This window comes from Amycolatopsis thailandensis (assembly GCF_002234405.1).
Taxonomy (GTDB): Bacteria; Actinomycetota; Actinomycetes; order Mycobacteriales; family Pseudonocardiaceae; genus Amycolatopsis; species Amycolatopsis thailandensis.
Window position 1 is genome coordinate 19,120 of the sequence record NZ_NMQT01000057.1, and the last position, 14,138, is coordinate 33,257.

General features: G+C 68.7%; 13 protein-coding genes and 1 tRNA gene. 7 read left to right on the top strand and 7 right to left on the bottom strand.

The features are described 5' to 3' along the window. Positions 1 to 56 precede the first annotated feature (56 nt). The 3 genes from CFP71_RS16420 to CFP71_RS16430 are packed head-to-tail and all read left to right on the top strand — an operon-like array spanning position 57 to position 2,609. On the top strand, positions 57 to 677 hold the full coding sequence (locus CFP71_RS16420) for a TetR/AcrR family transcriptional regulator (RefSeq protein WP_093934725.1): 621 nt from the start codon (positions 57 to 59) through the stop codon (positions 675 to 677). Then, positions 674 to 2,170 (top strand): AMP-binding protein, encoded by a 1,497-nt coding sequence (locus CFP71_RS16425; protein ID WP_093934726.1) that lies wholly within the window; start codon positions 674 to 676, stop codon positions 2,168 to 2,170. The genes CFP71_RS16420 and CFP71_RS16425 overlap by 4 nt, the downstream gene beginning before the upstream one ends. 19 nt (positions 2,171 to 2,189) lie before the next feature. After that, entirely contained in the window at positions 2,190 to 2,609 is a 420-nt protein-coding gene (locus CFP71_RS16430) for a cupin domain-containing protein (protein WP_093934727.1), read from the top strand. Here the strand turns inward: CFP71_RS16430 and CFP71_RS16435 are convergent. Continuing rightward, positions 2,606 to 3,124: a MarR family winged helix-turn-helix transcriptional regulator gene (locus tag CFP71_RS16435; protein ID WP_093934728.1), complete on the bottom strand. Its 519-nt coding sequence runs from the start codon at positions 3,122 to 3,124 to the stop codon at positions 2,606 to 2,608. The genes CFP71_RS16430 and CFP71_RS16435 overlap by 4 nt on opposite strands. Positions 3,125 to 3,139: 15 nt before the next feature. On the opposite strand from CFP71_RS16435, the gene CFP71_RS16440 reads away from it, so the two are divergent. Further along, on the top strand, positions 3,140 to 3,643 hold the full coding sequence (locus CFP71_RS16440) for a carboxymuconolactone decarboxylase family protein (protein ID WP_093934729.1): 504 nt from the start codon (positions 3,140 to 3,142) through the stop codon (positions 3,641 to 3,643). A 328-nt stretch (positions 3,644 to 3,971) separates the two neighbouring features. On the opposite strand, the gene CFP71_RS16445 is transcribed toward CFP71_RS16440, so the two are convergent. From CFP71_RS16445 to CFP71_RS16460, 4 genes are all read right to left on the bottom strand, one after another. After that, entirely contained in the window at positions 3,972 to 4,931 is a 960-nt protein-coding gene (locus CFP71_RS16445) for a GNAT family N-acetyltransferase (protein WP_093934730.1), read from the bottom strand. A gap of 48 nt (positions 4,932 to 4,979) precedes the next feature. Continuing rightward, positions 4,980 to 5,051: transfer RNA gene (locus CFP71_RS16450), tRNA-Val, on the bottom strand. Positions 5,052 to 5,090: 39 nt separating this feature from the next. Next, a complete protein-coding gene (locus tag CFP71_RS16455; protein ID WP_093934731.1) occupies positions 5,091 to 5,552 on the bottom strand; it encodes a peroxiredoxin in 462 nt (153 codons plus the stop codon). Between the two features lie 76 nt (positions 5,553 to 5,628). Beyond that, the gene (locus CFP71_RS16460) at positions 5,629 to 6,057 is read right to left on the bottom strand and encodes a DUF3052 domain-containing protein (protein ID WP_005164955.1); all 429 of its coding nucleotides are present in this window, start codon (positions 6,055 to 6,057) and stop codon (positions 5,629 to 5,631) included. A gap of 402 nt (positions 6,058 to 6,459) precedes the next feature. Here CFP71_RS16460 and aceE point away from each other — a divergent pair, with 402 nt between their 5' ends. Both aceE and CFP71_RS16470 read left to right on the top strand, forming a co-directional pair. Next, on the top strand, positions 6,460 to 9,255 hold the full coding sequence (gene aceE, locus CFP71_RS16465; RefSeq protein WP_093934732.1) for a pyruvate dehydrogenase (acetyl-transferring), homodimeric type: 2,796 nt from the start codon (positions 6,460 to 6,462) through the stop codon (positions 9,253 to 9,255). A gap of 116 nt (positions 9,256 to 9,371) precedes the next feature. Further along, complete coding sequence (locus CFP71_RS16470) at positions 9,372 to 10,583, top strand: alpha-hydroxy acid oxidase (protein ID WP_093934733.1); 1,212 nt, start codon at positions 9,372 to 9,374, stop codon at positions 10,581 to 10,583. Positions 10,584 to 10,655: 72 nt separating this feature from the next. Here CFP71_RS16470 and CFP71_RS16475 read toward each other — a convergent pair whose 3' ends face one another. Both CFP71_RS16475 and CFP71_RS16480 read right to left on the bottom strand, forming a co-directional pair. Continuing rightward, the gene (locus CFP71_RS16475) at positions 10,656 to 11,297 is read right to left on the bottom strand and encodes a nicotinamide mononucleotide transporter family protein (RefSeq protein ID WP_093934734.1); all 642 of its coding nucleotides are present in this window, start codon (positions 11,295 to 11,297) and stop codon (positions 10,656 to 10,658) included. 213 nt (positions 11,298 to 11,510) lie between these two features. Further along, a complete protein-coding gene (locus CFP71_RS16480) occupies positions 11,511 to 12,248 on the bottom strand; it encodes a mechanosensitive ion channel family protein (RefSeq protein ID WP_093934735.1) in 738 nt (245 codons plus the stop codon). 330 nt (positions 12,249 to 12,578) lie between these two features. Between CFP71_RS16480 and CFP71_RS16485 the strand changes: the two genes are divergently transcribed. Next, the gene (locus tag CFP71_RS16485) at positions 12,579 to 13,793 is read left to right on the top strand and encodes a PucR family transcriptional regulator (RefSeq protein WP_005164946.1); all 1,215 of its coding nucleotides are present in this window, start codon (positions 12,579 to 12,581) and stop codon (positions 13,791 to 13,793) included. Positions 13,794 to 14,138: the final 345 nt, after the last annotated feature.

Genomic DNA, 14,138 nt, shown 5'->3' on the forward strand with positions numbered 1-14,138 from the left:
CCTTTTATGGCATGACTGTGCCAAATAAAATAGCAAGGCCGTGCTATAAAGGCAACATGCCCAAGATCGTCGACCCCGGCGTCCGTCGCCTGGAAATAGCCGAGGCCGTCTTCCGCGTGATCCAGCGGGACGGGCTCGCGCAGGCGTCGCTCAGGAGCGTGGCCGAAGAGGCCGGTCTCGCGATCGGTTCGGTGCGGCACTACTTCCGCGGCCACGACGAACTGATCGTGTTCGCCATGCGCGCGCTCGGCGACCGGCTCGAAGCGAGACTGCTCGGCCACCTCCCCGATCTGCTCGATCCGAAGACGCCACGTTCGCGGCGGCAGGAAATCACCGAAGCCCTGCTCGGCGAACTGCTCCCGCTCACCGAGCAGACGCGGGCCGAAACCGACGTCTGGCTGGCGTTCTCGGCCGCCGCGAAGAACCGCCCGGACCTCGCGGAGGAGGCCGCCCGCATGCACGAGGGGGTCCGCGCGCTCGTCCGGCGGGTGCTCGACGGCGCGAACGAAGCGGGCGGCCTGCTCGACGACCTCGACCTGGCCGTCGAGACCGAACGGCTGGCCGCGCTGTTGGACGGCCTCGCCCTCTCGACGGGCCGGACCTCGCCGGAGCTGATGCGAACCGTGCTCCGACGTCATCTGGAGACCCTGCGACGGCCAGAATCGGTGATGAAATGAGCACGTTCTACGAGATCGCCACCCAGGACCCCGGTCGTGTCGCGGTGATCGACGTCGACGGGCGGGAGACCACCTTCGGCGAACTGTCGGCGCGCGCGAACCAGCTGACCCACGCCTTGCGGGCGCTCGGCCTCGGCGAGGGCGACGGCGTCGTCGCGATCATCCACAATGGACTCGCCTATTACGAGCTGCTGCTGGCGACCCTGCAGGCGGGCATGTACTTCACCCCGGTCAACCACCGGTCCTCGCCGGGCGAAATCGCGTACATCGCGGCCAACAGCGGCGCCAAGGTGGCCGTCGCGGACTCGGACATCGCGGCCACGTGCACCGCGGAACTGGAAGGCCTGCACCGGTTTTCCCGCGGCGAGACGCCGGGCTGGGCGGATTACGCGTCCTGGGGCACGGACCTGCCCACCACCACGCCGGAGCACCGGACCGCCGGTCAGACGATGCTCTACACGTCCGGGACCACCGGCCGTCCCAAAGGTGTCCGGCGCGCGCTGTCCGGGCGGCCGCCCGCGCTGCACCCCATCCACGCGCACGTCCTCGAACGCCTGGACGTCGTGGCGGGGCACGGCGTGCACCTCGTCGCCTGCCCGCTCTACCACGCGGCGCCCGGCATGTTCTCGACCGCGATCCTGCATCTCGGGCACACGCTCGTGCTGATGGACCGGTTCGACGCCGAGGAAACGTTACGGCTCACGGAAAAGCACCGCGTGACGAGTACGCATCTGGTGCCGACGATGTTCCACCGCATGCTGCGGCTGCCCGAGGACGTCCGCGCGCGCCATGACCTGTCGAGCCTGGTCTCGGTGATCCACGGCGCCGCGCCGTGCCCGCGGGAGGTGAAGGAGCGGATGCTCGCCTGGCTCGGACCGGTGGTCCACGAGTACTACGGCGCGTCCGAGGGCCTGATCTCGGCGGTGCACGCCCGTGATTGGCTCGCCGAGCCGGGCACCGTCGGCGAGCCGCTCGACGGCGTGCGGGTCAAGGTCCTCGACGACGACGGCCGGGAGCTCCCCGCCGGCGGAACCGGGACGCTCTACTTCAGTTCCGCGCACACGAAATTCGACTACCACGACGATCCGGGCAAGACGGCGGCCGCGCGTTCCGGGGAGTTCGTCACCGTGGGCGACGTCGGCTATCTCGACGCCGAGGGCCGGGTGTTCCTGTGCGACCGGCGGACGGATCTCATCCTCTCCGGCGGGGTGAACATCTACCCGGCCGAGATCGAGGCGCGGCTGCTGAGCCATCCCGACGTCGCCGACGTCGCGGTGATCGGGGAACCGGATCCCGAATGGGGGCAACGGGTCGTCGCCGTCGTTCAACCGGTCGAGGATGTCGCCGGGGACACCGAGCTGGCGAAGCGGCTCGAAGAGCATTGCCGGGCGGAGCTCGCCGGTTTCAAGACACCGCGCCGCTTCGACTTCCGGGAGCGGCTGCCGCGGACGGAGAGCGGAAAGATGCTGCGGCGGACGCTTCGGGCCCCCTGATTCGCGGTACCGTTTCCCGATGCGCCTGCGGTCTGTGACCACACTGCTCGCCACGCTCGCTCTCGCGTTCGCCGTCCCCGCGACGGCGGAGGCGACCCCCGGGTCCGGGGTGACCGGGACGATCTTCGGGCAGAAGACCGTCGGGGACACCGACTACGTGCTGCGCGAGGTCGTCATCCAGCCCGGCGGCTACACCGGCTGGCACTACCACGACGGGAAGCTGTACGCGTTCGTCAAGAACGGTACGCTGACGCACAACTCGACCGACTGCGGGCTCGACGGCCTGTACCGGAAGGGCGCCGTCTTCACCGAGCCGAGCGACACCGTCCACATCGGACGGAACCTCGGGACGACGCCGGTGGTGCTGGAGGTGCTCTACGTGCTGCCGCACGGAAAGCCGCTCTCGCAGGACGCGCCGAACCCGGGTTGCCCGTTCTAGGCTCCGAACCAGCCCGCGACGTCGAGCCGGAAGCCGTCCGCCGGCGCCATCACGCGGAGGTCGGTTTCGAGCGCGCGAACCCTGTCCGCGCCCAGCGCGCCGACCCAGTCCTCGCGCAGCTCTTCGAAAATCGCCGCGGACCGGCGGAGTGAGTCGATCCCGCGGCCGGTGAGCCGGACGACCTTGCGCCGCGCGTCGGCCGGGTCGTCGGCGCGCTCGACGTAACCGAGCTGCTCCAGCTTGTCGACGGTCTTGCCCGCCGCCTGCTTGCTGACCCCGAGTCGCCGCCCGATCTCGCTCGCCGTCGCGCCGCCGAGGCCGATCGCCTGCATGGCGAAGCCGTACGCGGGGCGGACGTCGGGATGCCCCTGCTCGGCCAGCTCCGCGTGCAGCCGGTCGATGATCGAGCGGAAGCCCGCGAACAGCAGCAGCGGCAACTCGAACCCGGGAGGTTCCGGAACCTGCTTGCCAGATTCGACAACCTGGTTTACCTTTTCGTCAACCACGTTGACCATCTTAAGGGGCACGCCTTGTTCACCGATCACACCCTCGAAACCGCGCCCGAAGCCTCGCGTCGCTTGATGGAGGCGACCATCCGCAAGTTCGGGCATCTCCCCACCGCCGTCGCCCGGCAGGCGTCGTCACCGGAACTGCTCGACGGGTTCCTGAGGCTCAGCGCGAGCTTCGAGAAGACCACGCTCGACCCGCTCGCGCGGGAGACGGTCGTGATGACCGTGGCGACGCGCAACGGCTGTGAGGTATGCGTCGAGATCCACACCGGCAGGCTGAAGGGACATCACGCGACCGACGACGTCATCGCGGCCCTCCGCTCGCAGGGGCTAGTGCCCGACGAGCGACTGGAAGCCGTCCGGCAGTTCACCCTGGCGGTGCTCGAAACCGCCGGAGGCGTGGACGACGAGACGCTGCGAACGTTCTTCGGGCACGGATTCACCGAGCGGAACGCTCTCGAAGTCGTCATGGGCATCGGGGCCTACACGATGTCGACCCTGGCGAACAGGCTTACCCGCGCGTAGTCGCTTTCCGTGATCGCCCCTCGCGGCCCGGTATCACTCCAATGGCCGCCGATCTTGATGTATCTGGGCAGTCCCTGCCGTCTCCTGTCTTGTGCAGCCGAAAAGTTCGCCACCCGCGGCGAGGCGCGCGACCGGCGGTCTGGCCTGCCGAGGGGGCAGACCAGACCGCCAAAACGAAGACGTTCCACAGGTGTTGGGGGTACGTGAAGGCCCCATTCCCGCGAGTCACGGGAATGGGGCCTTCACGTGTCCCGGCCGCGTTCAGCCGACTACTTGCGACGGGCTTGACGGCTTGCGGGTCGCATTTAGTCGGCTGAGTGCGACGGGGTCAGGCCTCCAGGGCCCACCGCACGAACCGCATCGTCGGCGTGAAGCCGGCCTTCTCGAAGACCCCGTACGCCCCGGACGGGTCCGCCGAGTCCACGTTCAAGCTGGCGCGGTCGTAGCCCTGATCGACGGCGGCCCGCAGCGCGTGCCCCATCAGCCCGCCCGCGACACCCCGCCGCCGATACTCCCGGAGCGTCCCGATCACCATGAAATGCGCGTCACGGACTCCGGTGGCCTCCGTGTCGGCCTCCCACCACATGGTCACCAGCATCCCCACCGCGGCGCCCGTCGCCTCCTCACGGAGCAAGAAGCTGACTTCGGGCCGGAAAGTCTGGTTGGTGATCTTGTTCCGCCAGAGATCGGCGGGCATCGGCACCGCGCCCCAGTAGTCCCGGTACGCCTCGTTCCGGACAGCGCGGAAGTCCTCGTCGTTCCGCTCCGACCACGCCTCGACCCGGAATCCGTCAGGGATCGCCGCACCGCCCGAGGTGCCGAGCGAATTCTCCATCCGCTGGAAGTAGCGCACCGGCACGAACCCCCGGGACAGGACGAGTTCGGCCAGCCCGGCGATCCGGTCGGGCCGGTTGACGTCCACCACGAGCTTCGAGCCCGGGTGATGCAGCGCGTGCATCACCTCGGCCGCCGCCACCCCCGCGTCGACGAGCGCGCCGCCGATGCCCCGGCGGCGATACGCGGGGTGGACTCCGCCGTCGAGGAAGACCCGATGGATCTCTTCCGCGGACGGCTTGAAGCGGATCTTCATGTAGCCGGCCATCACGTCGCCGTCGAAGGCCGCGAGACTCGCGCGCTCCAGATCCGCGTACGGGTCGAGCAGCTCCTGGAGGGTGTCCTCCGCCGTGTAGTTCTCGCCGATCCCGTCGACGGTCTCCATGGCGTTGAGGAGATCCGCGGACGCCTGCGCGTCTTCGCGGGTGAGCGGCCGCCACGTGAGGTCGTGCATGCGGCTGAAAGTAGCGCCGCGCGTGGCGGGTTGTCGCCGGGTTTTCGGTGGGCGCAGTAGGGATCGAACCTACGACCGCTCGGGTGTAAACCGAGTGCTCTCCCGCTGAGCTATGCGCCCGGGAGGTGGCACCCGCGCACGGGTGCCACCGGTGAAGACTCAGGCCAGGGAGGCCACGGCCTTCTTCCACGCCTGCTGGTCGCGCGCCTCGCCGGGCTGGTTGACCTCGGCGAACCGGACGACGCCGTCCTTGTCGATCAGGAAGGTGCCGCGGGTGGCCAGACCGGCCGCCTCGTTGAAGACGCCGTAGGCCTTCGCGACCTCACCGTGCGGCCAGAAGTCCGAAAGCAGCGGGAACTGGTAGCCCTCCTGCTCGGCCCACGCCTTGAGCGAGAACGGGGTGTCCACGGACACACCGATGACCTGCACGCCGTTGCCGTCGTAGTCCGCGAACTCGTCGCGGAGCTGGCACAGCTCGCCGGTGCAGATACCGCTGAACGCGAACGGGTAGAACACCAGCAAGACCGGCTTCTCGCCCTGGAAGGACGACAGCTTCACGGCCTGCTTGTTGTAGTCGTTGAGCGTGAAGTCCGGGGCTTGCGATCCGACCTCGACGGCCATACCGGCGGTTTCCTCTCAAGAGCGAACAGGGGCCTGCGACGACAACCCTATCGTGTCGATCGCGCGGCTCCCCGGGTCACCGCTTGGTCTTCGACTTCGGCGACACCAGCCGGGTGCCCGCCCACTTCGGGCCGGCGCTGATGTTGGCCGTCTGGGCCAGCCCGACCTGCGGCACCGCTTCGGCGATCTCGCTCGGCTCGACGTGCCCGGGCTGTCCCGTCTTCGGGGTCAGCACCCAGATCACGCCGTTCTCGTTCAGGGGGGTCCGGACCTCGATCAGCGTGTCACCGAGATCACCGTCGTCCTCGCGCCACCACAGCAGCACCACGTCGATGACCTCGTCGGCGTCCTCGTCGAGGATGTCGCCGCCGATCTGTTCCTCGATCGCCGCACGAAGGTCGTCGTCGACGTCTTCGTCCCAGCCGATCTCCTGGACCACCATGTCCGGCTTGATCCCGAGCCTTTCGGCGACGCTGCTCTGATCAGCGTCTCCCGCGGCGACCACTGCTGTCACTCCTCCAACTACGACGGAGCGTGGTGTCGCTCGGCCGGATTCGACCGGGCGGGCACCACACTCGGGTACACGATGCCCGTTAGCGAACACTGGTGAAGCGTTCCGCGCAACCGTCCACACCGGATCTTGAACAACTCGTGTCGCGGCGTACGGACATTCAGCCCACTCCCGGGGGGTCAATTCGGGCGCGCTTGGGCACCCCCGAACGCCCTGCTTTAGGGTGGGAGAGAAAACGCGCGCGCGAGTACAGGCGCGTGCGAGGCGTGTCGCAATCGGGTCCGCGAACGTTACCGATCAGTAGCGGTGACGCGAGCGGAACCGGAGGACGACGATGGACCGCGAACACGCCCGCGTACGAGCACAACCAGCTACCACCTTTCGCAAGGAGACCCCTTGGCCCCGCAGAACGACGGCGCCTCCGGCAAGGAGACCCCGGCACGCGTCCGCGTCATCCGTGACGGATTGGCGGCGCACCTGCCCGACATCGACCCGGAGGAGACCGCCGAATGGCTGGACTCCTTCGACGAGGCGCTGGCCAGGGGTGGTCAGCAGCGCGCCCGGTACCTGATGCTGCGCATCCTCGAGCGGGCCAGGGAACGCCACGTCGGCGTCCCGGCGCTGACGTCGACGGACTACGTCAACACCATCCCCACCGAGAACGAACCCTGGTTCCCCGGTGACGAGGAGATCGAGCGCCGCTATCGCGCCTACATCCGGTGGAACGCCGCGATCATGGTGCACCGCGCGCAGCGCCCCGGGGTCGGTGTCGGCGGGCACATTTCGACCTACGGCTCGTCGGCGGCGCTGTACGAAGTGGGCTTCAACCACTTCTTCCGCGGCAAGGACCACTCCGGCGGCGGCGACCAGATCTTCATCCAGGGTCACGCCTCCCCCGGCATCTACGCTCGCGCCTTCCTCGAAGGCAGGCTGAGCGAGAGCCAGCTGGACGGGTTCCGCCAGGAGTTCTCGCACGCGGGCGAGGGCGGCGGCCTGCCGTCGTACCCGCACCCGCGGCTGATGCCGGAGTTCTGGGAGAACCCGACCGTGTCCATGGGCCTCGGCCCGATGAACGCGATCTACCAGGCCCGGTTCAACCGCTACCTGCGCGATCGCGGCATCAAGGACACCAGCGACCAGCACGTCTGGGCGTTCCTCGGCGACGGCGAGATGGACGAGGCGGAATCGCGCGGCCTCATCCACGTCGCCGCGGGCGAGGGCCTCGACAACCTGACCTTCGTGATCAACTGCAACCTGCAGCGGCTCGACGGCCCGGTACGCGGCAACGGCAAGATCATCCAGGAGCTGGAGTCGTACTTCCGCGGCGCCGGCTGGAACGTCATCAAGGTTATCTGGGGCCGCGAGTGGGACTCGCTGCTGCACGCGGACCGTGACGGCGCCCTGGTCAACCTCATGAACACCACGCCGGACGGCGACTTCCAGACGTACAAGGCCAACGACGGCGCCTTCGTCCGCGAGCACTTCTTCGGCCGCGACCCGCGGACCAAGGAACTGGTCAAGGACCTCACCGATGCCGACGTCTGGAACCTCAAGCGCGGCGGGCACGACTACCGCAAGGTCTACGCGGCCTACAAGTCGTCGCTGGAGCACCACGGCCAGCCGACGGTGATCCTTGCCCACACCATCAAGGGTTACGGCCTCGGCCCGTCCTTCGAGGGCCGCAACGCCACGCACCAGATGAAGAAGCTCACCCTCGACGACCTGAAGCTGTTCCGGGACGCCCAGCGCATCCCGATCAGCGACGAGGAGCTCGAGCGCGACCCGAAGCTCCCGCCGTACTACCACCCGGGTAAGGACTCGGCGGAGATCGAGTACATGCTCGGCCGCCGCAAGGCGCTGGGCGGGTTCCTGCCGGAGCGCCGCCCGAAGGCCTCGAAGGCGCTCGTGCTGCCGGGCGACAAGGTCTACGAAGGCATCCGCAAGGGCTCGGGCAAGCAGGAGGTCGCCACCACGATGGCGTTCGTCCGGCTCGTCCGCGAGCTGGCGAAGGACTCCGAGATCGGCAAGCGGATCGTCCCGATCATCCCGGACGAGGCGCGCACCTTCGGCCTCGACTCGATGTTCCCGACGGCCAAGATCTACAACCCGCACGGCCAGACGTACACGTCGGTCGACGCGAGCCTGATGCTGGCCTACAAGGAGTCCGAAAAGGGCGTCATCCTGCACGAGGGCATCAACGAGGCGGGGTCCACCGCGTCGTTCACCGCCGTCGGCACCTCGTACGCCACGCACGGCGAGCCGATGATCCCGATCTACATCTTCTACTCGATGTTCGGGTTCCAGCGGACCGGTGACGGCCTCTACGCCGCGGCGGACCAGATGGCCCGCGGGTTCGTGCTCGGCGCCACCGCCGGCCGTACCACGCTGACCGGTGAGGGCCTCCAGCACGCGGACGGGCACTCGCTGCTGCTGGCGGCGACCAACCCGGCCGTCGTGGCCTACGACGCGGCGTGGTCGTTCGAGATCGCCCACATCGTGCGGGACGGTCTCCGCCGGATGTACGGCGACACCGGGCCGGACGGCAACGGCGAGAACATCTTCTACTACATGACGATCTACAACGAGCCCTACCAGCAGCCCGCCGAGCCGGAGAACCTCGACGTCGACGGCCTGCTGAAGGGTCTCTACAAGTACGCGGACGCCCCGTCGGGCGACGGTCCGGAGGCCCAGATCCTGGTCTCCGGCGTCACGATGCCGGACGCGCTGCGGGCGCAGAAGATGCTCGCCGAGGAGTGGGGCGTGCGCGCGGCCGTGTGGTCGGCGACGTCGTGGACCGAGCTGCGGCGCGAGGCCGTCGAGATCGACCACGACAACCTCCTCCACCCCGGCGACTCCCCGCGTGTGCCGTACATCACGCAGAAGCTGTCCGGCGTGAACGGGCCGGTCGTCGCGGTTTCGGACTGGATGCGGGCCGTGCCGGACCTCATCCGCCCGTGGGTGCCGACCGACATGCTGACGCTGGGCACCGACGGGTTCGGCTTCTCCGACACCCGCCCCGCCGCCCGGCGGAAGTTCCTGGTCGACGCGCAGTCGATCGTGGTCGGCACGCTGAGCGCGCTGGCCAAGCGCGGCGAGGTCGACCGCTCGAAGGCGGCGGAGGCGGCGCGCAAGTACCGCCTCGACGACGTCGCCGCCGCGGGTCCGCAGTTGTCGGACTCCGGTAGCGCCTAGCGTTGAGATGAAGGGGCCTTTCATTGCGAATTTTGCGATGAAAGGCCCCTTCATTGCATCCGGGGAGCAGCGGACTAGGGTGAGACATCGGATGTTTGCGGAAAGGGTGAGCGAGAGTGACCAAGCGTCGACTGCCGAAGCCGAGTGAGCTGAAGCAGATCCTGCGGCCGAAGCCGATCGTGCTCAACCCGACCGAACGGCGGCTGGCGGGCGCGCACACGATCGCCGACCTGCGGATGCTCGCCCGCAAGCGGACGCCGCGGGCGGCGTTCGACTACACCGACGGCGCCGCCGAGCTGGAAGACAGCCTCCGCCGCGCACGGCAGGCCTTCCGCAGCGTGGAATTCCACCCGAACGTCCTGCGCGGCGTGTCCGATGTGGACACCAGCAAGGAGATCCTCGGCAAGCGTTCGGCGCTGCCGTTCGCGTTCGCGCCGACCGGGTTCACCCGCATGATGAACCACGAGGGCGAGTCCGCGGTGGCCCGCGTCGCCCAGCGCAACGGCATCCCGATGGGACTGTCGACGATGGCGACGACGTCAATCGAAGACCTCGCGGAGGCCGCGCCCGAGGCCCGCAAGTGGTTTCAGCTGTACGTCTGGCGCGACCACAAAGCGGGCGAAGATCTGATGAATCGCGCGTGGGCCGCCGGGTTCGACACCCTCATGCTCACGGTGGACACCCCGGTCGCCGGCGCGCGGCTGCGCGACGTCCGCAACGGGTTGACCATCCCGCCCGCGCTCACCCTCAAGACGTTCGTCGACGGCGCGATGCATCCGTCGTGGTGGTTCAACCTGCTGACCACCGAGCCGCTGACCTTCGCCTCGCTGAGCCAGTTCGACGGCACGGTCGCCGAACTGCTCAACCAGCTCTTCGACCCGACCCTGAACTTCGACGACCTCGACTGGGTCCGCCAGACCTGGCCGGGCAAGCTCGTGGTCAAGGGGATCCAGAACGTCGACGACGCGCGTGACGTGGTCAAGCACGGCGCCGACGCGGTGCTGCTGTCGAACCACGGCGGCCGCCAGCTCGACCGCGCGCCGACGCCGATCGAACTGCTGCCCGCGGTGCTCGACGAGATCCAGGGCGACGCGGAGGTGTGGGTCGACACCGGCATCCTCTCCGGCGGCGACATCGTGGCCGCGATCGCGCGCGGCGCCGACGCGGTGCTGATCGGGCGCGCGTTCCTCTACGGCCTGATGGCCGGGGGCGAGCGCGGTGTCCAGCGGTGCGTGGACATCCTGCGCGCCGAGATGACCCGGACCATGCAACTGCTGGGCGTGCGCACCCTCGCGGACCTCAAGCCCTCGCACGCCACCATGCGCTGACCGACGCAATTCGTCCTCTGAATGCGGTACTTGCGTCGCGCAAATACCGCATTCAGAGGACTAAACGCGGGGTCAGCGGGCCGCGGCGGAGACGCCGGACGGCGCGGTGCGGACCTGCTTCGCCGTCCGGTTCCAGCTCCACCAGCCGTGCACGACCAGCCCGGCGAACACGATGTAGACCGCCGCGGAGAAGTACAGGCCCGAGGAAAGCTGCAACGGCACGCCGATCGCGTCGACGACCAGCCACACCAGCCAGAACTCGACGAGGCCCGCACCCTGCGCGGCGAAGGCGACCAGCGTGCCGACGAAGATCGCGGCGTCCGGCCAGGGCGCCCACGAGGCGTTCAGCGCCTCGAGGACCAGCGCCATCGCGGTGGTGCCGATCGCGAACGCGCCGAGCATCGCCAGGCGCTCGCCGAGCCTTCCCTTGCGGACGACGACGCCGTAGACCGGGTCGCTGCGGCGGGACCACGCCCACCAGCCGTAGATCGAGATGGCGAGGATCGCGACCTGCCTGGTCGCGAGCCCGCCGAGGTGGGCGGAGATGTAGACCGAGAACAACAGCACGGTGGCGCCGACCTGGACCGGCCAGGTCCACAGCGTGCGGCGTTGCGCCAGGAAGACCACGGCCAGCGCGAAGACCTGCCCCGCCAGCTCGGCGAAGGAGATCCACTGTCCTAGCACCGTGACACCGTTGTGCAGCAGGAAGTCCACGTCCGCACCCCTCTCCGTCTACCGCTCCAACATGCTCCGTTCCGACGTCATTCCCTAGGGAGTGTGAGGTGCGGAACAGGGAGACGGCTCAAGAGTCGCTAAGGACTCTCACAGGACGAGAAAAGGGCCCTCCACCGCGTGCTCCGCGGCGAACGGGCCCTTCGACTCCACGCGGGCCCGGTGCCTTCCTCGATCACCGGGCCCGCGGGATGCTCAGGAATCTACGCGACCGATGCCCACGGGCGAAGTCGGCGGCTCCGAATGGACCTCCTGCTTGCCGCCGCCGGGCTCCAGCTGGCCCTGCAAGTTGGACAGCCAGCCCTGCCAGCGGTCCTGCGCCGGCTTGATCAGGCCACCGCCGAAGCCGACGACGATCACGCCGCCGATGGTGGCGAGCACGGTGATCAGGACCGGCCCGGTCACCGCCGTCGCGATGTTCACCTGGCCGAGCGCGGCGATGATGCCGAACGCCATGATCAGCCAGTAGGCGATGGTGCCGAGCAGCCGTCCGGCGGGCCGGGTGGAGAGCGCTCCGGTCACCAGGTCGCGGACGACCTTCGCGACGGCCGCCGCGACGATCACCAGAACCAGCGCCACCAGGATCCGCGGCAGGAACGCGATGATGTCGTTGAGCAGGGCGCTGACCGGATTGCTCTCACCGAATACGCCGAACGCGAGTTGCAGCGCGATCAGGAGAATGAAGTAGTACACGAGTTTGACGAGGATCCCGCCAGCGTCGACATTCGCTTGTTTGAGCGTTCCGGTGAGTCCGGTCTTCTCGATGAGCTTGCCGAAACCGATCTTCGACAGAACCAGTCCCAATGCCTTTGACACGGCTTTCGCGATCAACCAGCCGATGAGCAGGATGATCAGGAATCCGACCAGTTTCGGCACGAAGGTGGCGACAAGGTTCCATGCTTGTCCCAGACCGTCTTTCAGCTGCTCGCCCACGGCGAACTCCCTCCTCTGCGCATCCGCGACCTACCCGGTGCGGCTTGCGAGGGATCGTTGATCACCGGCACCGCACCGGCAACTCGGCGACCCACGATCGAGTGAGTGAACTAGCGGGAAAAGATCGACAAGTCCCATACTTGTTCTACCGGTGGGGACCGGGGAGACGAGGCCGTCCGGCGCAGCGAAAAACGCTAGCGCCGGGCGGCCTCGAGTTTTATGCAAAGACTTTTCACAATTCACCGGCCATAACTGTCCACTTCGGACATAGGCGGCGAAGAGCCGCAGGACGACGGCCACCTTTGCCCGCCGGACTAGGATCGGCTGACCATGGCTGATGCGACTTCCGGGCGACGTGTGCCCAAGCACCACGGGCTGTCCGCCAAGACCCTCCGAAGACTGGAGCACGCCTCCGGCCGGCTCGCGAGCGCGAGCGTCGCGGTGATGGAGGAGCGGCTGAGCTGGTTCGCCCGCCTTCCCGCCGACCAGCGCGCGAGTGTCCTGCTGATCACCCAGGCGGGTGCCGCCGGTTTCGTCGACTGGCTCCGCGACGCGAAGGAGGCGCTCTCCCTCACCACCGAGGCGTTCCGCGAGGCGCCCGCGGAACTTTCCCGCTGGGTGAGCCTGCGGCAGGCGGTCGGCATGGTGCGGCTGGCGATCGAGGTGTTCGAGGAGCAGCTCCCCGAGTTCGCCGCGAACGAGGCGGAACGCGCCGCGCTGATCGAAGGGATCCTGCGCTACGGCAGGGAGATCGCGTTCGCCGCCGCGAACTCCTACGCGGCCGCCGCCGAGGCCCGGGGCGCCTGGGACGCGCGGCTGGAAGCGCTGGTCGTCGACGGCATCGTCCGAGGAGACGCCGAGGAAGCGGTGCTCTCCCGCGCCGCCGCGCTCGGCTGGGACCCGGCCGCGCCCGCCACCGCCCTGGTCGGCACCCCGACGTCGGACGACCCGCCCGCCGTCGTGTTCGAGGTGCGCAGCCGCGCCGCCCGCGTCGGGCGCCCCGTGCTGCTCTCGGTGCAGGGATCGCGGCTGGTCGTGGTCGTCGCCGGGCCCACCGACGGCAGCGTCAAGGACCGCGAGATCCTCACGAAACTGTCCGTCGCGTTCGCCGAGGGCCCGGTCGTCGCCGGGCCGACGGTGCCGACCCTCGCCGAAGCGCACCACAGCGCGACCGAAGCGCTCTCCGGCCTGCGCGCGGTCGTCGGCTGGCCCGGTGCGCCGCGACCGGCGAGATCGATCGACCTGCTGCCGGAACGCGCGCTGTCCGGCGATCCCGAGGCGGAACGGCTGCTCGTCGAACAGATCGCCCGGCCGCTGGAGGAGGCGGGCCCGGCGCTGCTGCGGACGGTGGAGACCTACCTGGACAGCGGCGGCGTCCTGGAAACCTGCGCGCGGACACTGTTCGTGCATCCGAACACCGTCCGGTACCGGCTGCGGAAGGCGGCGGAGCTCACCGGCCGTCACGCCGCGGAATCGCGCGACGCCTGGGTGCTGAAGGTGGCGCTGACGGTGGGGCGGCTGGCCCGGGCCCGCGGCCTCTGGTGAGCAAGACGGGTGGGGCCGGAGGCGTGACTCGCGTGATCGAAAGCCGATCTCGCGTGCTTGAAGGCGGAACTCACGTGTTTGGAGACGGAACTCGGGTGTTCGGCGCCTGATCACGTGAGTTCCGCCTTCGAGCACGCGAGTTCCGTGTCTGATCACGAGAGTTCGGTGCCGCGTCACCCGGCCCGCCCGAACACGCCACAGTTGCCCTGCCTCTCAGGGGAACCTCATGCGCCGGGCCCGGGCACCGAAACGGGCAAATACCCCACTCAGGCACGTGAAGCGACATGGAAGACTTGGCCCGCCCCGCACGGCTCTGGTAAACCCGTTGGTAACGCTGCGCAGTGA

Coding starts and splice junctions, on each gene's coding strand:
- CFP71_RS16420 (WP_093934725.1), top strand. CDS start 57: ATGCCCAAGATCGTCGACCCCGGCGTCCGTCGCCTGGAAATAGCCGAG.
- CFP71_RS16425 (WP_093934726.1), top strand. CDS start 674: ATGAGCACGTTCTACGAGATCGCCACCCAGGACCCCGGTCGTGTCGCG.
- CFP71_RS16430 (WP_093934727.1), top strand. CDS start 2,190: ATGCGCCTGCGGTCTGTGACCACACTGCTCGCCACGCTCGCTCTCGCG.
- CFP71_RS16435 (WP_093934728.1), bottom strand. CDS start 3,124: ATGGTCAACGTGGTTGACGAAAAGGTAAACCAGGTTGTCGAATCTGGC.
- CFP71_RS16445 (WP_093934730.1), bottom strand. CDS start 4,931: ATGCACGACCTCACGTGGCGGCCGCTCACCCGCGAAGACGCGCAGGCG.
- CFP71_RS16455 (WP_093934731.1), bottom strand. CDS start 5,552: ATGGCCGTCGAGGTCGGATCGCAAGCCCCGGACTTCACGCTCAACGAC.
- CFP71_RS16485 (WP_005164946.1), top strand. CDS start 12,579: ATGGCTGATGCGACTTCCGGGCGACGTGTGCCCAAGCACCACGGGCTG.